Source organism: Rhizobium laguerreae, from assembly GCF_002008165.1.
Lineage (GTDB): Bacteria > Pseudomonadota > Alphaproteobacteria > Rhizobiales > Rhizobiaceae > Rhizobium > Rhizobium laguerreae.
Window position 1 is genome coordinate 458,600 of the sequence record NZ_MRDM01000002.1, and the last position, 20,889, is coordinate 479,488.

17 protein-coding genes are annotated in these 20,889 nt (G+C 61.8%); 6 read left to right on the forward strand and 11 right to left on the reverse strand.

The features are described 5' to 3' along the window. Positions 1–71 precede the first annotated feature (71 nt). From fabF to gmk, 4 genes are all read left to right on the forward strand, one after another. Positions 72–1,334, forward strand: coding sequence for a beta-ketoacyl-ACP synthase II (fabF, locus tag BS630_RS02535; RefSeq protein ID WP_065279474.1), 1,263 nt, complete (start codon positions 72–74; stop codon positions 1,332–1,334). Positions 1,335–1,517: 183 nt separating this feature from the next. Further along, the gene (mltG, locus tag BS630_RS02540) at positions 1,518–2,735 is read left to right on the forward strand and encodes an endolytic transglycosylase MltG (RefSeq protein WP_077976146.1); all 1,218 of its coding nucleotides are present in this window, start codon (positions 1,518–1,520) and stop codon (positions 2,733–2,735) included. Positions 2,736–2,753: 18 nt separating this feature from the next. Then, entirely contained in the window at positions 2,754–3,641 is an 888-nt protein-coding gene (locus BS630_RS02545) for a YicC/YloC family endoribonuclease (RefSeq protein ID WP_077976147.1), read from the forward strand. Between the two features lie 3 nt (positions 3,642–3,644). Continuing rightward, on the forward strand, positions 3,645–4,307 hold the full coding sequence (gmk, locus tag BS630_RS02550; RefSeq protein WP_025393970.1) for a guanylate kinase: 663 nt from the start codon (positions 3,645–3,647) through the stop codon (positions 4,305–4,307). Positions 4,308–4,438: 131 nt separating this feature from the next. Here the strand turns inward: gmk and rsmA are convergent, their stop codons facing one another. The 7 genes from rsmA to BS630_RS02585 all read right to left on the reverse strand — a co-directional run bounded on the left by rsmA (position 4,439) and on the right by BS630_RS02585 (position 12,897). Beyond that, a complete protein-coding gene (gene rsmA, locus BS630_RS02555; RefSeq protein WP_077976148.1) occupies positions 4,439–5,266 on the reverse strand; it encodes a 16S rRNA (adenine(1518)-N(6)/adenine(1519)-N(6))-dimethyltransferase RsmA in 828 nt (275 codons plus the stop codon). Beyond that, positions 5,266–6,294: a 4-hydroxythreonine-4-phosphate dehydrogenase PdxA gene (gene pdxA / locus BS630_RS02560; RefSeq protein WP_077976149.1), complete on the reverse strand. Its 1,029-nt coding sequence runs from the start codon at positions 6,292–6,294 to the stop codon at positions 5,266–5,268. The genes rsmA and pdxA overlap by 1 nt, the downstream gene beginning before the upstream one ends. A gap of 6 nt (positions 6,295–6,300) precedes the next feature. Beyond that, positions 6,301–7,245, reverse strand: coding sequence for a SurA N-terminal domain-containing protein (locus BS630_RS02565; RefSeq protein ID WP_077976150.1), 945 nt, complete (start codon positions 7,243–7,245; stop codon positions 6,301–6,303). A 184-nt stretch (positions 7,246–7,429) separates the two neighbouring features. After that, positions 7,430–9,757, reverse strand: a complete 2,328-nt coding sequence (locus BS630_RS02570) for an LPS-assembly protein LptD (protein WP_077976151.1) — start codon at positions 9,755–9,757, stop codon at positions 7,430–7,432. Beyond that, positions 9,757–10,845 (reverse strand): LPS export ABC transporter permease LptG, encoded by a 1,089-nt coding sequence (gene lptG / locus BS630_RS02575; protein ID WP_011651253.1) that lies wholly within the window; start codon positions 10,843–10,845, stop codon positions 9,757–9,759. The genes BS630_RS02570 and lptG overlap by 1 nt, the downstream gene beginning before the upstream one ends. Further along, positions 10,842–12,023: an LPS export ABC transporter permease LptF gene (lptF, locus tag BS630_RS02580; RefSeq protein ID WP_077976289.1), complete on the reverse strand. Its 1,182-nt coding sequence runs from the start codon at positions 12,021–12,023 to the stop codon at positions 10,842–10,844. The genes lptG and lptF overlap by 4 nt, the downstream gene beginning before the upstream one ends. Positions 12,024–12,123: 100 nt before the next feature. Then, positions 12,124–12,897 carry a phosphatase PAP2 family protein gene (locus tag BS630_RS02585; RefSeq protein WP_077976152.1) on the reverse strand — a complete coding sequence of 258 codons (774 nt, stop codon included), beginning with the start codon at positions 12,895–12,897 and terminating at the stop codon, positions 12,124–12,126. 144 nt (positions 12,898–13,041) lie between these two features. Here BS630_RS02585 and BS630_RS02590 point away from each other — a divergent pair, with 144 nt between their 5' ends. Together BS630_RS02590 and BS630_RS02595 are read left to right on the forward strand one after the other, a co-directional pair. Next, on the forward strand, positions 13,042–14,532 hold the full coding sequence (locus tag BS630_RS02590; RefSeq protein WP_025393978.1) for a leucyl aminopeptidase: 1,491 nt from the start codon (positions 13,042–13,044) through the stop codon (positions 14,530–14,532). After that, positions 14,532–14,981, forward strand: a complete 450-nt coding sequence (locus tag BS630_RS02595; protein WP_077976153.1) for a DNA polymerase III subunit chi — start codon at positions 14,532–14,534, stop codon at positions 14,979–14,981. Before BS630_RS02590 ends, BS630_RS02595 begins: the two co-directional genes overlap by 1 nt. Positions 14,982–15,014: 33 nt before the next feature. Here BS630_RS02595 and BS630_RS02600 read toward each other — a convergent pair whose 3' ends face one another. The 4 genes from BS630_RS02600 to BS630_RS02615 all read right to left on the reverse strand — a co-directional run bounded on the left by BS630_RS02600 (position 15,015) and on the right by BS630_RS02615 (position 20,735). Continuing rightward, positions 15,015–15,518, reverse strand: a complete 504-nt coding sequence (locus tag BS630_RS02600; RefSeq protein ID WP_077976154.1) for a hypothetical protein — start codon at positions 15,516–15,518, stop codon at positions 15,015–15,017. 72 nt (positions 15,519–15,590) lie between these two features. Continuing rightward, the gene (locus tag BS630_RS02605; RefSeq protein ID WP_077976155.1) at positions 15,591–16,517 is read right to left on the reverse strand and encodes a Gfo/Idh/MocA family protein; all 927 of its coding nucleotides are present in this window, start codon (positions 16,515–16,517) and stop codon (positions 15,591–15,593) included. A 107-nt stretch (positions 16,518–16,624) separates the two neighbouring features. Further along, positions 16,625–18,667: a prolyl oligopeptidase family serine peptidase gene (locus BS630_RS02610; RefSeq protein WP_077976156.1), complete on the reverse strand. Its 2,043-nt coding sequence runs from the start codon at positions 18,665–18,667 to the stop codon at positions 16,625–16,627. 184 nt (positions 18,668–18,851) lie between these two features. Continuing rightward, positions 18,852–20,735, reverse strand: a complete 1,884-nt coding sequence (locus tag BS630_RS02615) for an ABC-F family ATP-binding cassette domain-containing protein (RefSeq protein ID WP_077976157.1) — start codon at positions 20,733–20,735, stop codon at positions 18,852–18,854. Between the last annotated feature and the right edge of the window lie 154 nt (positions 20,736–20,889).

Sequence of the window (20,889 nt, forward strand, 5' to 3'; positions counted from 1 at the left end):
GGGCCTGGAGTCCGCCCTTTTCTTTTCGGCATATTTCTCCATAGAACATAAGAGACGGGGGAAAGCACGCGATGAGACGTGTCGTCATCACCGGTACCGGCATGGTATCACCCTTGGGATGCGGAACCGAGGTGACGTGGTCCCGGCTGCTTGCCGGTCAGAACGGCGCCCGCCTCGTCACCGAATTCGAGGTCGATGACCTTCCCGCCAAGATCGCCTGCCGTATTCCTATCGGTGATGGCACCGACGGCACCTTCAATGTCGATCAGTGGATGGAGCCGAAGGAGCAGCGCAAGGTCGATCCCTTCATCATCTACGGCATGGCCGCCGCCGACATGGCGCTTGCCGATGCCGGCTGGCATCCTGAAACCGATGAGGACCAGATCGCCACCGGCGTGCTGATCGGCTCCGGCATCGGCGGCATCGAAGGCATTGTCGAGGCGGGTTATACCCTGCGCGACAAGGGCCCGCGCCGCATCTCCCCCTTCTTCATTCCCGGCCGCCTGATCAACCTCGTCTCCGGCCAGGTCTCGATCCGCCACAAGCTGCGCGGACCCAATCATTCGGTCGTCACCGCCTGCTCGACGGGCGCGCATGCGATCGGCGATGCCGCGCGCTTGATTGCGCTGGGCGACGCCGACGTCATGGTCGCCGGCGGTACGGAATCCCCCGTCAGCCGCATTTCGCTTGCAGGTTTTGCCGCCTGCAAGGCGCTGTCGACCCAGCACAACGATGACCCGCAGAAGGCTTCGCGCCCCTATGACCGCGACCGCGACGGCTTCGTCATGGGCGAAGGCGCCGGCATCGTCGTGCTCGAGGAACTGGAACATGCCAAGGCGCGCGGCGCCAGGATCTACGCCGAAATCGTCGGCTACGGCTTGTCGGGCGATGCCTATCACATCACCGCGCCCTCCGAAGACGGCGAGGGCGCCGGCCGCTGCATGGCGATGGCGCTGAAACGCGCCGGGCTGACGCCCGCCGATATCGACTACATCAATGCCCACGGTACCTCGACCATGGCCGACACGATCGAACTCGGCGCCGTCGAGCGACTGGTCGGCAATGCGGCGTCGAAGATCTCCATGTCCTCGACCAAGTCGGCGACAGGACACCTTCTCGGTGCTGCCGGTGCCATCGAGGCGATCTTCGCCACGCTCGCCATTCGCGACAATATCGCGCCGCCGACACTCAATCTCGACAATCCCGAACGGGAGACGGCGATCGATCTTGTTCCGCACAAGGCGCGTGAGCGAGACATCAATGTGGCGCTGTCCAACTCGTTCGGATTCGGCGGCACGAACGCGTCGCTCGTACTGCGCCGTTACGCGCAATAAGAGTCCTGCAAGCGGTGTGACGGGTCTCCCTTGCACCGCAAACCGGCCGTCCTCTACGTTGCGTAAGGGGGCGTGCGAAAGCATAACGACCGGCAGCGGCGTCGTTGAACGGCGGCAGAACCTGCTTTTGCCGCATTGCTTCGCGAAATAGCGAAGTGAGGGTCAAGTTTTAGAGGATTGCCGGTGAGCGATACGACGAACCAGAGCAACGATACCCAGGCGCAAAAGGGACCGATTATCCCGAAGTCGCCCAGCGAAGCCCTGCGTCCGGAGCGCGTTCCGGAGCCGCCGAAGCGGTCCAAGAAAGCCCGCGGCCAGGTCGTTCTTTTCCTGAACTTCATCATGACGATGGCGGTTCTGGTCTGCGTCGTCGCCGTCATCGGCTTCTATTACGCCACATCGACCTATCGGAACCCGGGCCCGCTGCAAACCAACACCAATTTCATCGTCCGCAACGGCGCCGGTCTGACCGAAATCGCCTCGAACCTCGAGCGCAACGCGATCATCAGCGATGCCCGCATCTTCCGCTATCTCACGGCAACGCATCTTTCTGCCGGTGAAAGCCTGAAGGCTGGTGAATACGAGATCAAGGCGAGGGCCTCCATGAGGGATATCATGGAGCTGCTGAAATCGGGCAAGTCCATTCTTTATTCCGTTTCCTTCCCCGAGGGCCTGACGGTCCGCCAGATGTTCGACCGCATGCTGCAGGATACCGTGCTGGAAGGCGACTTGCCGGCGGCACTGCCGACCGAGGGCAGCCTGCGTCCGGATACCTACAAATTCTCGCGCGGCACCAAGCGCTCGGAAATCATCGAACAGATGGCGGCTGCGCAGCAGAAGCTCGTCGATCAGATCTGGGACAAGCGTGACTCGTCGCTGCCGCTGCGGTCCAAGGAGGAGTTCGTGACACTCGCCTCGATCGTCGAAAAGGAAACCGGCGTTCCCGACGAGCGTGCCCACGTCGCCTCCGTTTTCTTGAACCGACTCGGCAAGGGCATGCGCCTGCAATCCGATCCGACGATCATCTACGGCCTCTTCGGCGGCGAGGGAAAACCGGCCGACCGGCCGATATACCAGTCGGACCTGAAGCGCGACACGCCTTACAACACCTATGTCATCAAGGGTCTGCCGCCGACGCCGATCGCCAATCCCGGCAAGGATGCGCTGGAAGCCGTTGCCAATCCTTGGAAGACGCAGGACCTCTATTTCGTCGCCGACGGCACCGGTGGCCATGTTTTCGCTGCGACGCTCGAGGAGCACAATGCCAACGTCAAGCGCTGGCGCAAGCTCGAAGCCGACAAGGGTTCCGACCCGAACATCGCAGTCGACGGCCAGCCGGAAGAGCAGCCTGCGGATAGTGGCGCGACCGTCGCGCCGCCGAAGAAAAAGAAGATCAACTGAGACTTTCGGGAGGCACGCATGGCTTTGCAGTCCATGACCGGTTTTGCGCGGCGCGAGGGAACGAGCGGCCGCTGGCGCTGGGCATGGGAACTGCGCTCGGTCAACGGCAAGGGCCTCGACCTGCGCCTGCGCCTGCCGCCCGGGCTCGAGCGCATGGAGGCTGACGTCCGCCGCCTCGCCGGCGAAAGCTTCAGCCGCGGCAACCTGCAGGCATCCCTATCCGTCAGCGCCGACGAGAACGTTTTCGAGGCGGTGCTGAACAAGCAAGCGCTTGCCGCTGTGCTGGCCATGCGCGAGCAGCTGGACGGTGTCATCGATCCGGCGCCGCTGAAGCTCGATACGCTGCTTCTGGTGCGCGGCATCGTCGAATTCCGCGAAAGCGAGGATGGCGAGGAGGCGCTTGCCGCCCGTGACGCCGATATCGCTGCCGGCCTGTTGGCCGCGCTTGTCGATCTGCGAGCAATGCGCGAACAGGAAGGGTCGGCGCTGGCCCGCATTCTTCACGACCACGTCACGACCATCGAAGGCCTGACGCGGACGATCGAGGCCGATCCATCGCGCTCGCCGCAGGAGATCGCCGCGCGGCTTGCCGCGCAGGTCGCATTGTTGATGGACGGCATGGCCGCGCTCGACCGCGACAGGCTGCATGCCGAAGCCGCACTGTTGGCGACCAAGGCGGATCTGCGCGAGGAAATCGATCGTCTGAAGGCTCATATCGCCGCAGCGCGCGACCTCCTGGTGAAAGGTGGCCCCGCCGGGCGCCGGCTGGACTTCCTTGCACAGGAATTTAACCGCGAATCGAATACCATCTGCTCGAAGTCGAATGCCTCGGCGGTCACCGCCGCCGGCATCGAGCTGAAAGTCGTGATCGACCAGTTCCGCGAGCAGGTCCAGAATTTGGAGTAAGACATGAAACCGGCGAAATCCTCGCCCGTGCAGATCGCCCGCCGCGGTCTGATGCTTGTCATCTCGTCGCCTTCGGGCGCCGGCAAGTCCACCATCGCGCGCACGCTGCTGGAGACCGACAGGCAAATCGGCCTTTCCGTCAGCGTCACCACGCGTCAGCGCCGGCCGAGTGAAGTTGAGGATGTGCATTACCACTTCAAGAGTGTGCGCGAGTTCGAGCGGCTGCGCGATAGCGACGCGCTGCTCGAATGGGCCGAGGTGCATGGCAATTTCTACGGCACGCCGCGCGAACCGGTCGAGCAGGCCATGGCCGAAGGCCGCGACATGCTCTTCGACATCGACTGGCAGGGCGCCCAGCAATTGCAGGAGAAGATGTCGGCCGACGTCGTCTCGATCTTCGTGCTGCCGCCGACCATGACCGAGCTTCAGTCGCGGCTGCACCGCCGTGCCGAGGATTCCGAGGAGGTCATCCAGACACGCCTCGCCAACAGCCGCGCCGAGATCGCCCACTGGCGCGAATACGATTATGTCATCGTCAATGACGATCTCAACGCCGCCCTCGACGCCGTCCAGTCGATCGTCAAGGCCGAGCGCCTGCGCCGCGACCGCCGCCACGGCATGTTCGACTTCGTTCGCGAGTTGCTCGAAGAGACGCCGTCGCTTTAAAACATATCCGCAAAAGCGATAACGACGTGCGTAAAAACAAAGATCTGAAGCGCGACGAGCGAATCTGAAAGATCGCGACGCGCTCTGGCGCATGTCCTGGGAAAGCCGCTTCGGACGTTGCTGGAATTGACCTACAGGCTGTTCGCGAGAAGGCAGAATTCCTCGACGGACAAGGTTTCCGCCCGCCGCGCCGGATCGATGCCGGCCTTGACGAGCAGGCTCTCGCCGCCGAGCGGTTTCAGGCTTTGGCGCAGCATCTTGCGGCGCTGGCCGAAGGCCGCCTGCGTCACCTTTTCAAGATTGGCGACAGCGCAGGGGATCGGGTTTTCGCGGGGGGTCAGTTGCACGACCGTCGACGTCACCTTCGGCGGCGGTGTGAAAGCCTGCGGCGGCACGTCGAAGGCCATGCGTGCCTCCGTCCGCCAGCCGCAGAGCACGCCGAGACGGCCGTAATGGTCGTCATCTTCGTTGGCGACGATACGCTCGCCGACCTCCTTCTGAAACATCAGCGTCAGCGACTGCCAGAACGGCGGCCAGGCTTTGGGCAGCAGCCAGTTGACCAGCAACTGCGTGCCGACATTGTAGGGCAGGTTGGCAATGATCTTGATCGGACCTTCCGGGACCAAGGTCTCGAAATCCGTCTTCAGCGCATCGCCTTCGATCACCTCCAGTCGGCCGGGATAATGATCGGCGATCTCAGCGAGTGCCGGCAGGCAGCGGGGATCCCGCTCGATGGCGATGACCTTTCTGGCGCCAAGCGCCAGGATCGCCCGCGTCAATCCGCCAGGGCCAGGGCCGACCTCAACGATGGTAGCCTCTTCGAGCGTGCCTGCCGTGCGAGCAATCTTCTGGGTGAGGTTGAGGTCGAGCAGGAAATTTTGCCCGAGCGCCTTGCGCGCGTCGAGGCCGTGACGCTGGATGACGTCGCGAAGCGGCGGCAGGCCATCGAGTGCTGCCATCAGCGGCGGCTTTCCGCGCTGCGGCCGAGCTGGGCGGCGAGCTTCAGCGCCGCAACGAGACTATGCTCGCGCGCCAGTCCCTTGCCGGCAATGCCGAAAGCGGTGCCATGATCCGGCGAGGTGCGCACGAAGGGAAGCCCGAGCGTTAAGTTGACGCTGTCGTCGAAACCAAGTGCCTTGGCCGGGATCAGCGCCTGATCGTGATACATGCAGATGGCGACGTCGTATCGCGCCCGCGCCTCGTCATGGAACATCGTATCGGCGGGCAGGGGGCCGATCGCATCGATGCCCTCGTCGCGCAGGCGCTCGATCGCCGGACGGATGACGTCCTCGTCCTCCGTGCCGATCGCCCCGCCTTCGCCCGCATGCGGGTTGAGGCCGGCAACGGCGAGCCGCGGCGCGCCGATGCCGAAGCGCTGCTTCAGATCTTCATGGGCGATCCGGCAGGTTTCCGTGATCAGTTCGCCCGTCAGCGCCTGCGGCACGTCGCGGACCGGAATATGGATGGTGACGGGAATGGCTCGGAGCTTCGGTCCGGACAGCATCATCACCGGTGTCACCGGCCGGCCGGTCGCCCTGGCGGCGAGATCGGCGAGAAATTCGGTATGGCCGGGAAACCGGAAACCCGCCTCGTAAAGCACGGCCTTGGCGATCGGATTGGTAACGACTGCGAGCGCCTCGCCGTCAATGACAAGCGACACGGCTTTCTCGATCGACGCGATCGTGCCTTTCGCCGTTGCCGCATGCGGTTGGCCGGCCACGACCTCGATACCAACAGGTATGGTCATGACGGGCAGCGCATCGGCGAATATGCCGGCGGCCTTGCTGGCTTCATCGGTCTCGCGGATCGAGACCGACAGATTGAGCTGGCGGGCTCTCAACGCCAAAACGTCGGGGTCGCCGATCAGGAAGAAAGGCGGCAGCCCGAGTTCACGCCGCCGGAGCCAGGCCATCAGAGTAATATCCGGCCCGATGCCGGCGGGGTCGCCCTGGCTCAGCGCAAGCGGTCGCGAAAACGGTATCGCCATGGTCGGTCAGCGATAGGCGATCTGCGCCTTTTTGCGCAGTTCATCCAGGTATTTCTTGCTGTTTTCGTTTTCCGGGCTGGCATCCTTGCCGGCCTTGGACTTGTCGAGATCTTCCTGGCGGAAGACCATTTCGGCGGCCTGGTCGTCGGAAACCTGCCGCTGGCTACAGATTGCCAGATATTCGACGCCCTTGTCGGTGACGCGGGTCCCTGTCGTGTTGCCCTTGGCCTGCTCGACCAGCGGCTTCCAATCCGGCGGTATCTCGGGGGCGAGCAGGCGGCCGAGATCGCGCACGGAAACGTCGCGCATCGTCGCGGCAAAGACCTTTGCCTGATCGCAGCCCGGAAATTTGGAGCGCGACGCCTCGGCCTCGCCCTTGCGCTTGCCGGTGATGGCGCCGCGCTTGGCTTGCGGAACGACGAAGATGATCTGCTGCAGCATATATTCCGTCGTCACCGGCTTCTGCTTGTTGTTCTGCATCATGCGCGAGACGAGATCATAGTTCGACAGCCGCGAAGTCGAGCCGTAGCGGGCGTTGACGACGCGCGGCCAGCTCATCTGCACGGCGATGAAACTCTTGAAATGGTCGACGCCGACGCCGGCGCGATCGAGGATCTGCGACATCTGCTCTGGGGAAAGCTTGTTGCCGCTCGAAAAGCGCGCGAATGACGCATCGACGTCCTGCTGCGAAACCGACATACGGACGCGGGCGACTTCCTGCCGCTTGAGCGCCTCGTCGACCAATTGCTCCTGGGCAGTCTTGGCGTCGGCCTTCGTACGCTGCAGGCGCAGGAAGGCCTGGCGCTTGACGACATCGCCGCTTGTGATAGCGGTGCCGTTCACCACGGCTTTGACTTCACTGGCCGCAAGCGCTGGAGCGGCAAAGCCCGTCAGCAATGCAAGCGCTGCCCCGGCGAGGAACTTGGTTATGGCTTTTTTCGCGTCAATCATCTGTTGACCTCCCGATAGCGCCGCGAGACGTTGTTCGCGGCGTTCTTACCACAGTGCGAGACACGCTGAAATCGCTTCCATCACGGCGCGAAACCCCTATGCCTCAGATACCGACTGGCGGCAATGTCCTGCACAGGCTTACGGCGAAAGAATGGCTTCAGGCCATGTTTGCGCCGATCGCCCGTCATTCGAGGGTGTCGGTACCGATCTTGATGTCGCCGAGCGTGCGGAAGGTCAGCCGTGCGCCGATCGTCCAGTCGCTTCCCGACTCGTCATCGGAATCTCTGCTGTCCGTATAGGCGATCGTGAAGATCGTGCATTCGTCGTCATAAGAGAGGCCGATCGTCCGCCGGCTGATCACATCATTGTTCAGATCCCAGGCAATGCCGCCGAAAATCGACCAGTAATCCTTGAATCTGACGCTGCTGTTGGTCTGAATCTCGTCATTGTCCTCGGCAAAGCCATATGCCGGCTGGGCGCTGAGATGAGTGTAGGTCAGCTGCGTTGCGAAGGTATCGTTCTGGTAGGCCGTCGTCAGGTCGCCGCGGCGGAATTCGAAATCTTTTTCGTCGAGTCGGTAGGAGGCTGCGACGGAAACGCCGTACGGTGTTTCGACGCCGCCAAGGCCGACATAATCGGAGCGGTCGGTTTCAAGGCCCGAATCCGCGCCGACGTTGACGAGGTCATCGGTCGCAAACGAGTTCTGGCCGGCGATCTGATAGGACTGGCCGAAGATGCCGTGCAGCTTGTAACCGCTGTCGAATGTACCGGTGTACTGAACACCGATATTGGCGCGGGTACCGCCTTCGACCCGGTCGTAGCCCGAGAACTTGTCGCGGTCGAACAGCGAGGTGGCGTCGAAGACGAAGCTTTGCGCATCCTCGTTCGGCAGGCGGCCTGCCAGCTGCTCGTCGGGGCGGGCATAGATCTGCGCGATCGGCTCGAGGATGTGGGTGCTATTGTCAGTCGTCATCAGGATCGGATAACGGATCTCCAGACCGGCTGTGAACATCGAGCGGGTAGCAGAATTGCCGTCGACGTAGTTGCCGGTGTAGCCGGTCGGATCATCCATGTTCAGCGCGAAGGCATCGCCGCGCGCGGCCAGCAGCGGTGTGATCACCAGGCCGGTCGGCGTGACGTAGGTGCGCTTCCACTGCAGCTCGGCAGTCAGCCGCGAAGTCTGGCCTTTCAGGCCGCGGAAACGGTCGAAGCCGTCGACGGTATAGAAGTCGTCATGTGTGCGCGAAATATTCGTGAGATTGACATCCGCCGAAAGCTCGCCGCCGGCCAGCGGCTGCGGCGCCACATAGTGATAATCGAGCGACGGATAGACGATCGCCTGCTGCTTTTCAGCGGTATTCGTCCGATCGGCATCCTGGACGTCGAAATAGAACGCCCGCATGTCGAAATAATTGCGTTTCCCGAGCCCTGTCAGGTAGATCTGGTTGGTGCGATCCGTACCGGTCAGGCCCCGCAGCTTATACGTTTTCGAGAAATTGTTGTCGCTCTGCATCATGACGTCCCAGCCGAACGTCCAGCGCGGATTGATGCGGAATTCCGCCTTCGATGCCACCATGCCACGCTGATCGGCTTCGGCGTCGCTGGTGCCGGAGCTGAAGTTGCCCGGCTTTGCCTGGTCGATGCCGGCGACGCGCAGAATATGCGTGCCATTTTCGAAGCGTTGGCGAAATTCGCCTTCGATGAGGAAGCCCTGGGCGGTGTAGCCCGTGGCGGTGACCGTCGCGTCCATGCTCGGCGAGATCACATAGTAATAAGGAACGGAAAGTCCGAAGCCGAGATTCTGCGACAGGCTCATCGTCGGAAACAGAAAGCCGGACTTGCGTTTCACCGTATTGTCGGGAACTTCGATGAACGGCAGGAAGGCGATCGGATGGCCGAGCAGCTCGAAGCGCGCTCTCTCCAGACGGATCGTATGCGTCTCGCCGTTCTGGATCACCCGCTGGGCCTTGACCTGCCAGAAAGGGGCGCGCTTCGGATCTTCAGCGCAGGGAAGGCAGGCCGTGTAGACGCCCTTGTTGAGAATCATCTTCGTGCCGCCGACGCGCTCGCCGCTTTCGGCGACGATGCGGGTATTGTCGGCGGTCTCAATGCGCAACGAGTTCAGGAACCCGTCGGCAAAATTGTCGGTCACGTCGAGGTTGTCGGCATAGATACGGTTGCCGTCCGGGCTGACCAACTCGACATTGCCAAGCGCCATCATCCGGCCGGTCTTCTGATTGTACTCGACCTTCTGCGCGACCATTTTATAGCCGCCATAGTTGATCTGCACGCCGCCGACCGCCGACACCAGATCGGCGTCACGATTATAGACCAGTTCATTGGCCGAAAGCAGAAGCTTGGCCCCTTCGGGAATATTCTTCTCTATAGTTTGTTCGGGCGCGCTGGCCTGGCCGAAAGAGGCCGGGGCGCTGCCGAAATAGGAACATAAAGCCGCACCGACAAGCAGGGCAACCAACTGTTTACTAAAATACTTGCGGTCGCCTGCCGCCACTAGCCGTCCTCCTGATGAAGCAGAATAGTCGCACCCAAGGCCAGCGCGACGACCACCGGTATCCACGTCGCCACGAAGGGGGGCACGACTCCACTGCTTCCGAATGCCTTTACAAGCACGGTGATGACATAAAGCATGAAGCCCGAAAGGATGCCACCCAGAATCACGGAGCGGGATTGGTTGAACCGGCTAAATTTTAGGGACACTGTTGCGGCTATGAAAGTCATGGCCACCAGCAGCAATGGCTGGGACAACAGGGAGTTGAATTGCGTCTCCAGCGCCTTGGTCGAGATGCCGAAGGATTTGGCCGCCGCAATCCGGTTGGAAAGGTCAAAGAAACCAATTGTTTCCGGCGCTGTAAGCCGCTCCTGGACGAAGTCCTGTTTCAGATTGGTGCGAAGTTGAACCGAAGCTTTACGCACGGGGATTTCGCCAGGCTTGCGCTCGACAACGGTGTTAAGTTGCCAGTAACCATCTTCCAATTTTGCCGTGGCGGCGTCCTGTCTCAGAATGACCTGACCGCTTGAATCGAAATGGATCAGCACGGCGTCGATCAGCTTGGTGCCGTTCTCCTGGACCGTCTGGGCGCCGATGATGACATCGTCCCGGCCACTGATCTGGCGCAGCCATGGAATCTGCGGCGCCTTGCGCAGAACTGCGTTCTCGCCGCGCCAGTCGGATTCGACCAGCAGTGCCTGGCGCTGTCCCCAGGCGGCAAGCGGGTTCAGCGCCGCCATTGTCAGCAGGCCGAGCGCCAGCGAGCCGGCGATGAAGGGGAACATGAACTGCCAGACCGAAATGCCGGCGGCGCGCGTGACGACGAGTTCATATTTGCGGTTGAGGCCGATCAGCACCGTCATGCCGACGAACAGCGCGATGAACGGCACCGTCTGCTGCAGGATGAGCGGCAGGCGCACCGCGGTCATCAAGACGCCGCCGCCGATCGTGTAGCCGGGAAGGCCGGACATGCGGCCCGCCGTCTCGCTGAAATCGAGGAGGAAAGAAATCGCCGAGACGCCGATCAGGAACCAGCCCGTCGTCACCAGATAGCGGCGAAAGAAATAACGCGACAATGTCCCGAACATCATTGGGCAGTGCCCCCGCCGATCCTGCCGGTTGCAGCAAGCAGCCTTTCCTGCATCCGCCTCCAGAAAGACGAAATCCGGTCCCGGATGAACGAAGGCATGACCAGTCGTTTGTGGAGGCCGAGGAAGACGATCGAGACGATGCTGCTGACGATCGGGATGGCGTAGAGGACGGCGATATATTCAGGGTCGGTATCGATCTGATTGGCCGCGTAGAAAGCCGCCCATCGCATCGCGAAGGCATAAGCGAGAGCGCTCACCATCGGATGCAGCCGCGCTTCGCGGTGCGAGCGCGCATCGCCGGCGATCGCCAGTGAAAACAGTGCAAAGACGACAGGCAGGATCCAGTCGGTCAGCCGCCGATGCAGTTCGGCGCGGTAGCTTTGCGGCCGGATCGTAAAGTCCTTGTCGGCCGGATCCGGATTGAACAGGAACCACAGGTCACGGTCGCTGGCGCGCAGCGTCGCCTGACCGCGATTCTCCGTCATATCCGAGAGGTCGAAGGAATAGGAATCGAAATTGATGACCGAGACATTGCCATCGGGCGTTTTGCGGTGCACTTCGCCTTGATGCATGATCAGCGTCGTGCCCGTGTCGTCGACGGCGCCTTCCTTCGCATAATAGATCAGTTCGTAGGCCGGGTCGCGCTCGTCAGCGACAAAAAGGCCCTTCAGCATGCGGCCCGCCATCCGCTGCGAGATCTGTACATAGAGGCCTTCATCGAGCTTGCGGAAGGTCTTTTCCTCGATCACCGAAGAGAGGAGGTCAGCATAGGTCTCGGCGATCATCTGGCGCACGACGGTCTTTGCGCGTGGCTCGACGACGTTGTCGACGAAGAAGGAAAAGACGCTGATGACGGCGGCAAGCAGCAGGATCGGGCGGATCAGCACGCTGCGCCGCGCCCCGGCCGCGTCGATGACGGTGAGCTCGGAATCATTGTTCATCGTCGTCAGCGTCTGGGTGATCGCGATAACGAGAGCGAAGGGCAGCACGACAGGAATGATCGACGGCAGAATCATCGTCGCCAGCTTGGCGAACGAGCCGATCGACTGGCCGCTGTCGGTGACCAGATTGATGCGCTGCAGAACCTGAGTCGTCCAAATGATCGCCAGAACCGGCAGGAGCGCCACGAGAAACATCTGGCCGACGCGCCGCAATATGTATGTCTCGAGTAGTTTCATGCCTGCCCTTGAAAGCACCTGCACGCCCAAACGACCTTGCAGGAGAATCCCTCTACGCTCTTTGTCGCGCTTTTGCGACAAGCTGGTGTCAAAAATTCATTCAAATTTCAGAATTTTTTTGATGCTGTTGCGACTCAGTTAACGCCAGCAATGCGGCGAAGACGACAAGCGAGGAAAGCCATCCAAGAACGACGTCGGAAAGATAGTGTGCGCCGAAGGATAGCCGCATCGCCGGGGTGAGGATCGAGATCGCCGCCAAGGGTGCCGCCACCGCATAACGCAGGGATTTCGGCACGAAGAGCAGGAGGCAGAAGAGCCAGCCGGCACTCGCCGCCTCGCCGGAGACGAACGAGCAGTTCGAAACGCATTTTCCGGCAAGCGAACCTGCCTCGACGAAATGCAGCGTACCGCCGAAAATGTCCGTCTGTATCGGCCGCGGCCGGCCCCAATGTTCCTTGAGGATGACATTGACGAGCAGCACCGGCCCGATCAGCATCGTTTCGAGCGCGACTTTGAGCTTTTGCGCGCGCTCGGCGTTGAAGGTTGCGCCGTGCTGCTGGTAGCATTCGACGAGTTTCCACAGCATCACGATCGCCACCACATAGGGCAGGCGGAAGAATAGAGTACGCAGCAGGTCGAAGGCCGCGACGTCGCGATAGGGAAAGCCGCCGCAGATGCTCCCGGCAGCAGCAGTCGCGTCGCAATCTGCGCCCACGAAAAAAAGCTGGGAAAAATAGATGTCTATTTCGGGGAAAGCACGGAAGACGGCAAGCAGCGCCCACCACATCCAAAACAGCAGCATGAATGCGCCGAAAGTTGTTTTCGGCAGGCGGATTGCCAAGCTCCGCCATCGATTTTTCGAAAAAACTGTCAACGCGAATATCTACAAAACTGACGAAAACAAGAGAGCCCTGATGGCTGCGGGCGACCATAACAATTGTCGCAAGCCATTGACAGACCCGCCAAACGCGAAATTATCCGCGAGGGACGGATTTCAAAGAATCCCAGCGGAGAAGACATGTCAGTAAAGTTGGAAATTTCATTCTCGAAGTCGGCAAAGCTCAATGGCGGCCTGGCGATCCTGTTGAAGACTGCGGAGGCCGACAGCGCTGCCGGCGCCGACACGGTCGATCCGGCAGGCGTGATCGCCAAGGCTGCGAGAATCGCCCGATTCTCCGCAAAATCCATGAGCGGGCTCGATATTGTTGCCCCGGAAGGCGCGCCCGTCGAGCGCATCGTCGTCATCGGGCTCGGCAAGGCAGCTGAACTCACCGCCCATGACTGGCTGAAGGCCGGCGGTGCTGCGGCATCGAGAATCAAGAATACCGACAAGGCCGCCGTCTTCATCGACGTGCCCGGGCTCGAGACGAGCGCGCGGGCAGCTGCCGATTTCGCGCTCGGCATGCTGCTGCGCGCCTATAGCTTCGATACCTACAAGACGAAGAAGAGCGACGAGGAGGAGAAGCCGGCGAAATCCGTCAAGGTGACGATCGTCACTGCCGATCCGGGCGGTGCCAAGAAGGCGTTTTCCGATTCCGAAGCGATTGCCGGTGGTGTCAACCTTGCCCGCGACCTCGTCAACGAACCGCCGAACGTGCTCGGCCCCGTCGAGTTCGCCGCCAAGGCGAAGGAGCTGGAAAAGCTCGGCGTCGAAGTGGAAATCCTGACGGAGCGCGAAATGCGCCGCCTCGGCATGGGCGCCCTTCTCGGCGTCGCCCAAGGCTCCGTGCGCCCGCCGCGCCTGGCGGTCATGCAGTGGAAGGGCGGCAAGGGCAAGGATCGTCCCGTCGCCTTCATCGGCAAGGGTGTCGTCTTCGATACCGGCGGCATTTCGATCAAGCCGGCCGCCGGCATGGAGGACATGAAGGGCGATATGGGCGGTGCGGCAGCCGTCACCGGCCTCATGCATGTGCTCGCTTCCCGCAAGGCCGCCGTCAATGCTGTCGGTATCATCGGCCTGGTCGAGAATATGCCCGACGGTAACGCCCAGCGTCCTGGTGATATCGTCACCTCGATGTCCGGCCAGACGATCGAGGTGATCAACACCGATGCCGAAGGCCGCCTCGTGCTCTGCGATGCGCTCTGGTACTGCAACGACCGCTTCAAGCCGCAGTTCATGATCAATCTCGCCACCCTGACCGGGGCGATCGTCGTCGCACTCGGCAATGTGCATGCCGGCCTGTTCTCCAACGACGACCAGCTTTCCGCGCAACTGACGGCAGCCGGTCTTTCGAGCAACGAAAAACTCTGGCGCATGCCGCTCGGCAGGGACTACGACAAGCTGATCGACAGCAAGTTCGCCGACATGAAGAACACCGGCGGCCGGCAGGCCGGCTCGATCACGGCGGCGCATTTCATCAAGCGCTTCGTGCAGGACACGCCCTGGGCGCATCTCGATATTGCCGGCACGGCGATGGGCTCGCCGCAGGATGAGATCAACCAGTCCTGGGGCTCCGGCTTCGGCGTGCGCCTGCTCGATGAACTCGTTCGCGCCCATTATGAATCCTGATGACGGAAATTCTCTTCTATCATCTGACCGAATCCAGGCTGGAGGACGCGCTTCCGCCGCTCATCGACAAAAGCGTCGAGCGCGGCTGGCGCGTTGCCGTCCAGACGCGCGAGCCGGCGCGGCGTGATGCGCTCGATCAGCATCTTTGGACTTTCCGCGAGGAGAGCTTCCTGCCGCACGGCACCGACGAGGCGGATTTCGCCGAAAGCCAGCCGGTGCTTTTGACGGTGACGCCGGACAATGCCAATGCGGCGACCGTGCGTTTCATCGTCGACGGCGCAGAGCCGCCGCCCGCCGATGCCTATGAGCGCGTCGTCTTCATGTTCGACGGTCACGACCAGGAGCAACTGGAAGCCGCGCGTGCGCAGTGGAAGAAGCTGAGAGGCGAGGGGCACAACCTCACCTATTGGCAGCAGACGGCACAGGGGCGGTGGGAGAAGAAAGCTTGAGGGTTTTGCGTGAAATGCGCGCGATAGAAGCCGTTATCGCCTCGCCCCTTTATCCTCGTCGAGGTTTGTCAGGATATTGAGGGGTACGATCCCGCCAGCACTTTCCGATGCGTCCAGCGCCTCGACTGCCAAAACATGCTTTCCATTCGGACTGACCAAAGCGAATGCCCACGCCTTGTCGGCAAAGGTGCTGACCGGCATTTCCGCCCAGCCGGCTTGATGCACAAGGCGTTCGGCATAATAAGCCTTGATGGTCTGCGGGTCGGTGGTGCTGGCAAGATTGCGCGCCAGGATACGCATGGACTTCTCTCCGAACCGCCCTTCCAGTTGGCCCAGCACCTTGCGGGTGGCCCGCCAATCCTGGGCCTGGGTCGCCGATCCGAAGGAATATTCCTCGGATCGGGAAATGCCCGGTGGATCAGGCGGCATGACGACCTCTTCGCCCGAACATGCTGCAAGGCCGAGAAGCGGCACCACAAGGATGCCAATCTTCGACACGCGGAAAAATCGGCCCTTGCGGCCAATTTTGTTGCTCATGAGCGGCTGCCCCCGAACACGATTGCCATAGGCCGGCAAATCTTGCCGGTTTCTATGACGTTATTGCGACGCTCAGTCGTGGAAGGCGTCGACGAATTTCCGCTTGCCGAGCATGAAGGCATCGGCGACGTGACGCAGCGGCGCGAGATCGACATCCGATTTGCCGGCCTTGATGATTTCGGCAAAGCGACGGTAGAGCGAGGGATATTCCTGCTCCGGCTCGGCGAATCTGAGCGCGCCGTCGATCAAAAGCTTGGCGCCGCCCTCGGCGAGCACCATCTGGCCGGCTGCCGTCTCCGCGACGATGTCCCAGCTCTGCTTGCCGGTCTGGCGCCAGTCGAATTCGGCGTGAACCGGCAGGCCGTCCGCGTTGCGGAAGTGAATGTCGGCCGCGATCGGCGCATCGCGATTCTCGGGAAATTCAAGCACGGCCTCGGTGATGAAGATCGGCCGAGGCAGGATATGAGTGACGATCGACAGCGCGTTGATGCCGGGATCGAAAACGCCGAGGCCGCCGGCCTGCCAAATCCAGTCCTGGTTCGGATGCCAATGGCGGACATCCTCTTTCCAGATCACATGCACGCTTTTGATCGTCGTCGAGGCAAGAAACGCCTTGGCAGCTTCGACGCCCGGTGCATAGCGCGAATGCCAGCTAGCAAAGAGCGACGCACCCTGCTTGTTCGCCAGCGCTTCGAGATCGGCCACTTCGCTGAGCGTCGCGCCGGGCGGCTTTTCCAGGAAGACGTGCTTGCCGGCGACCAGCGCCTTATAGGCGGCCTCATAGCGATATTGCGGCGGCATGCAGAGCGAAACGGCATCGATCGAAGGCTCGGCGTCGAGCATCGCTTCGATCGTCGTATAACTCTTGACGCCTTCGACCGTGCCGTGGCGGCTTGCCGTCGCGACGAGTTCGAAATCCGGGTTCTTGGCGACGGAGGGAAGGTGCTGGTCGCGGACAATTTTGCCGACGCCAACGATGGCGAGGTTGATGGGGGACATGGTGTTTCGTTCCAGCCTATGAAAAGTATGACTTATTGGGTTCGTTTTTTTAGCAGAAAGAGGAACGCCGACAAGCTCTCCCTCTTCATTCTTTGCATTATGGCATTCTATCGCATGATCGTTTGGCGAAGGAAGCTGTAACCCATCGCTGCACGCGCCGCGCGCTCTTCGGAGTTACCGTCACCGCCATGCCCGCCGGAGCCGAATTCATGGAAGAGCGGCCGGTGTCCTTCTTCCTCCAGCCGCGCGGCAAAGCGGCGCGCATGCGAGGGATGCACGCGGTCGTCATTGGCGGAGCTTTCGATGTAGATAGGCGGATAGCTGACCTTGGTCGCCGCCCCGACATTGTGAAGCGGCGAATAACCGAGCATGAAGTCCCGGTCCACCGGCGTCTCCGGATCGCCATATTCGTCCATCCAGGCTTGCCCTGCGGTAAACAGGTGGAAGCGTGTCATGTCGAGAACCGGCACCTGGCACCAGACGGCGCCGAAATCTTGCGGGTAGCGCGTCAGCATCACGCCGGTCAGCAGACCGCCATTGCTGCCGCCCTGGCAGGCAATCCGCGACGGCACGGTATAGCCGCGGCCGACGAGATCGCGCGCGATGGCGACGAAATCGGCAAACGCCCGGTCTCGCCCCTGCCGCTTGGCGCTGCGATACCAGTCGGGCCCGAATTCGCCGCCGCCGCGAATATAGGCCTGCACATAGGCGCCGCCTTGTTCCAGCCAGCGTCCTGTCACGCCGGAATAGCTTGGCGACAACGGGACATCGAAGCCGCCATAGCCGTAAAGCAGCACCGGCAGCGCGCCCTTGGTCCATTGCTTCGGCAGAACCAACCGGTAGGTAACCCTCGTTCCGTCCTCCGAAACAGCCTCCAGCAGTTCGGATGACATATCGGTCGTATCGAAATAGCTCGGCGCCGCGGCGACAAAAACCGGCTCGGCCTCTCTGCTGCGATCCGACAGCTCGAGACGGTAACAGACGGGCGGCTGCAGGAAGCCCTGGCCGATGACGAGGAGCGTATCGTCGCCAAGATGCAGATCCGCATGGAGTGGCCTGAAGTGAGCCGTTTGCATATCCGCCGGCAGTGCGATCTCGCGCTGTTCGGCATCGGGCCTTGTCAGGTCCAGCACCATGAGACGCGGTCGCAGCCGATCGGAGATGATGAAGACGCACCACTCCTGCATCAGCATCATCTGCGCGATGGACTGGCCCTCTCCAGGCTGAAACAGGATCCGCTCCGGCCCGAGCAGGGCCGTCTCCGAGGCGGGGTCGAAGCGTTGCAGCACGAGGCTGCCGGTCGCAACGCGTTCATCGGTCTTTGCCCGCCAAAGGCAATGATCATGATTGAACTGGAAATCGGCTTCCTTAGGCAGATCGATGCGCCGCTGTGTGCCGTCGTTGGCGATCAGGAAAGCGCTGGCGACGCCGATCTCGTGGGCGGCGACGAAAATATCGATCAATCCGCGATCCGCCGAAGCGCCTGATAGGTCAGGGTCAATGACGAGATTGAAGCCGTAGACGTCCTCGTCTGCGGCTTCGAACATGACGGCGGCATCTTCCGGTCGCTGCCCGCGCTTCAATCGCCGTCCGACGCGCGGCCATCCGGAGCGGGTCGCCGAAAATCTGTCGATGGAACCGAAATAGCAGATTTCGTCGCGGCTCAGCCAGGTGGCATGCGATCGTGTGGCCGGTGTATCGAAGCCGCCCTCGACGACCTGTTTCCGCTCGGCGTCGAATTCGAGCAGCCGGAGAAGGTCGGAGCCGCCGTCCGAAAGCGTGAGCAGCACCCGCGTCGGCTCCCATGGGCAGGTGACGGCGCCGCGCCAGTTCCAGCGCTTGCCTTCCCTGACGCAGAAGGCGTCGAGATCGAAGACCGGCTCCCAGGCGGCGTCCGGCAGCGGCTCCTGATCTGCCGGCAGGCGGAGCCAGATGCCGAGAGGATTGTCCTTGCTCTGGCGGAAATCGAACAGCCACTCACCTCGGCGCATCGGAACGATCAGCCTGTCCTGCCGCTCGATCAGCGCTTTGATCGCGTCGCGATCCCTGTCGAATTCAGGTGTTCTCAGTGCCGCGCCGGAAGCCCGGTTGTGCTCGTCGATGAACTGACGGGTGCGTGGATCGTCGTCCGTTTCGAGATGAAGGTTCATTCTAACCTGCCGGCTTCCGTTGACGTCGGACAGATCTAGGCAGACGGTCCCGACTTGGCAACCCGCCTTATAGCGCCGCGTCTCTTCAGACGCGCTGATGCGCTAGCGGATCGTCACGAATTCGGCCGAGGCGACGACGGTGTCGGGCACCTCGGTCTTCTTGAATTTCAGCGTCACCCTGTGGCTATCCCGCCATCGCTTCTTCGTATTCGGCCGACAGCATCAGCCAGTCTTCCTCGGCGGCAGCCAGTTTTGCCGCGGCTTCGCCGCGCTGCTTTGCCTTCTCGGCGGCTTTAGCGGGCGTCTTCTCGTAAAGGGCCGGATCCGCAAGTTCCGCGTCAAGCGCCTGAATCTGTTTCTCCAGCTTCGCCGTCAAGGATTCGATTTCGTTGATCTTTTTCTTGAGTGGCGTCAGCGAGGCGCGACGCTCGGCATTGAGCTTGCGCTGGTCGGCCTTCGACGTCGCGTCTTCAACTAGCTGAGGCTTTTCTTCTTTTTTTTTACCTGAAGTGACAATGAGGTCGCGGTACTCGTCCATATCGCCTTCGAAACTCGTCACCGTGCCGCCATTGACCAGCCAGAGCCGGTCGACCGTCGCCTCGATCAGATGGCGATCATGCGAGATCAGGATGACGGCGCCTTCATAGTCGTTCAGCGCCTCGATCAGCGCGCGGCGGCTGTCGATGTCGAGGTGGTTGGTCGGCTCGTCGAGGATCAGCAAATTGGGCGCATTGAAGGCGGCAAGCCCCATCAGCAATCGAGCTTTTTCGCCGCCGGAAAGATCCTTGGCGGCCGTCGCCATCTTCTCGGTCGCAAGCCCCATCTGGGCGACGCGGGCGCGCACCTTGGCTTCCGGCGCGCCGGGCATCAGCCGGCGCACATGCTCCACCGCCGATTGCTCGGGGATCAGGTCGTCGAGCTGGTGCTGCGCGAAGAAGCCGATCTTCAGGCTCGGCGCGATCTTCACTTCACCGCTCTCCGGCGCCAGCCGGCCGGAGATGAATTTGGCGAAGGTCGATTTGCCGTTGCCGTTCGAGCCGAGCAGGGCGATGCGGTCGTCATTGTCGATGCGCAGATTGAGGTTTTTCAGGATCGGATTGCCGGGCTCGTAGCCGACGGCGCCGCTCTGGATCGCGACGATTGGCGAAGCCGGCTGCTTTTCCGGCTCGGGAAAAGTGATCGGCTGAACGTGGTCCTCGATCACCGCGGCAACCGTTCCCATACGCTCCAGCGCCTTGACGCGCGATTGTGCCTGACGAGCCTTGGAAGCCTTGGCCTTGAAGCGATCGATGAAGCCCTGCAGATGTTTGCGCGCCGCGTCGTTCTTGGCCTTGGCCTTGGTCTGCAACTCGTCAGCTTCCGCTTTCTGCCGCTCGAACTGGTCGTATCCGCCGCGATAAAAGGTGAGCTTCTTCTGGTCGAGGTGGACGATTGCATTGACCGCGTTGTTCAACAGGTCGCGATCGTGGCTGATGATGATGACGGTATGCGGATAGCGCCTGACATAATCTTCAAGCCACAGCGTGCCTTCGAGGTCGAGATAGTTGGTCGGCTCGTCGAGCAGGAGCAGGTCAGGCTCGGAAAACAGCACGGCGGCAAGGGCGACGCGCATGCGCCAGCCGCCGGAAAAGGAGGAGGCGGGGCGGGCCTGCGCGTCCTTGTCGAAGCCGAGGCCGGCAAGAATGCTCGCCGCACGCGCTTCGGCCGAATGCGCGTCGATATCGACAAGACGCATCTGGATTTCGGCGATGCGATGCGGATCGGTTGCCGTTTCTGCCTCGGCAACGAGGGCGGTGCGTTCTTTGTCCGCGGCAAGCACGATCTCGATCAGCGCGTCCTCGGTCGCCGGCGCTTCCTGCGCCACCTGGCCGATGCGTGCGGCCTTCGGGATCGACACCGTTCCGCTCTCCGAGCCGAGATCGCCGGTGATGACGCGAAAGAGCGTGGACTTGCCGGCGCCGTTGCGCCCGACGAGCCCAGCCTTCGTGCCTGAAGGCAGCGAAACGCTGGCATTGTCGAGAAGCAGGCGCCCGGCGATGCGGGCGGAAATGTCAGTGAGCGTGATCATGGCCGGCGTTTTGGCCGAAAGCGCTCGCTAAGGCAAGAGCGCTTATCCCCGCGCCAAGCTTGCTTGTGCGCTGACAAGCTTGCTTATCCCCGCGGCAAGCTCGCTTGTCCGCCCCAAGCTTGCTTGTCTCGCGACCAGAACAATTGTCCGCCGC

Bases quoted from the DNA above. Each gene is read 5' to 3' on its own strand.
- fabF (WP_065279474.1), top strand. From the start codon at position 72: ATGAGACGTGTCGTCATCACCGGTACCGGCATGGTATCACCCTTGGGA.
- BS630_RS02545 (WP_077976147.1), top strand. From the start codon at position 2,754: ATGGCTTTGCAGTCCATGACCGGTTTTGCGCGGCGCGAGGGAACGAGC.
- gmk (WP_025393970.1), top strand. From the start codon at position 3,645: ATGAAACCGGCGAAATCCTCGCCCGTGCAGATCGCCCGCCGCGGTCTG.
- rsmA (WP_077976148.1), bottom strand. From the start codon at position 5,266: ATGGCAGCACTCGATGGCCTGCCGCCGCTTCGCGACGTCATCCAGCGT.
- pdxA (WP_077976149.1), bottom strand. From the start codon at position 6,294: ATGGCGATACCGTTTTCGCGACCGCTTGCGCTGAGCCAGGGCGACCCC.
- BS630_RS02565 (WP_077976150.1), bottom strand. From the start codon at position 7,245: ATGATTGACGCGAAAAAAGCCATAACCAAGTTCCTCGCCGGGGCAGCG.
- lptG (WP_011651253.1), bottom strand. From the start codon at position 10,845: ATGATGTTCGGGACATTGTCGCGTTATTTCTTTCGCCGCTATCTGGTG.
- lptF (WP_077976289.1), bottom strand. From the start codon at position 12,023: ATGAAACTACTCGAGACATACATATTGCGGCGCGTCGGCCAGATGTTT.
- BS630_RS02590 (WP_025393978.1), top strand. From the start codon at position 13,042: ATGTCAGTAAAGTTGGAAATTTCATTCTCGAAGTCGGCAAAGCTCAAT.
- BS630_RS02595 (WP_077976153.1), top strand. From the start codon at position 14,532: ATGACGGAAATTCTCTTCTATCATCTGACCGAATCCAGGCTGGAGGAC.
- BS630_RS02600 (WP_077976154.1), bottom strand. From the start codon at position 15,518: ATGAGCAACAAAATTGGCCGCAAGGGCCGATTTTTCCGCGTGTCGAAG.
- BS630_RS02605 (WP_077976155.1), bottom strand. From the start codon at position 16,517: ATGTCCCCCATCAACCTCGCCATCGTTGGCGTCGGCAAAATTGTCCGC.
- BS630_RS02610 (WP_077976156.1), bottom strand. From the start codon at position 18,667: ATGAACCTTCATCTCGAAACGGACGACGATCCACGCACCCGTCAGTTC.
- BS630_RS02615 (WP_077976157.1), bottom strand. From the start codon at position 20,735: ATGATCACGCTCACTGACATTTCCGCCCGCATCGCCGGGCGCCTGCTT.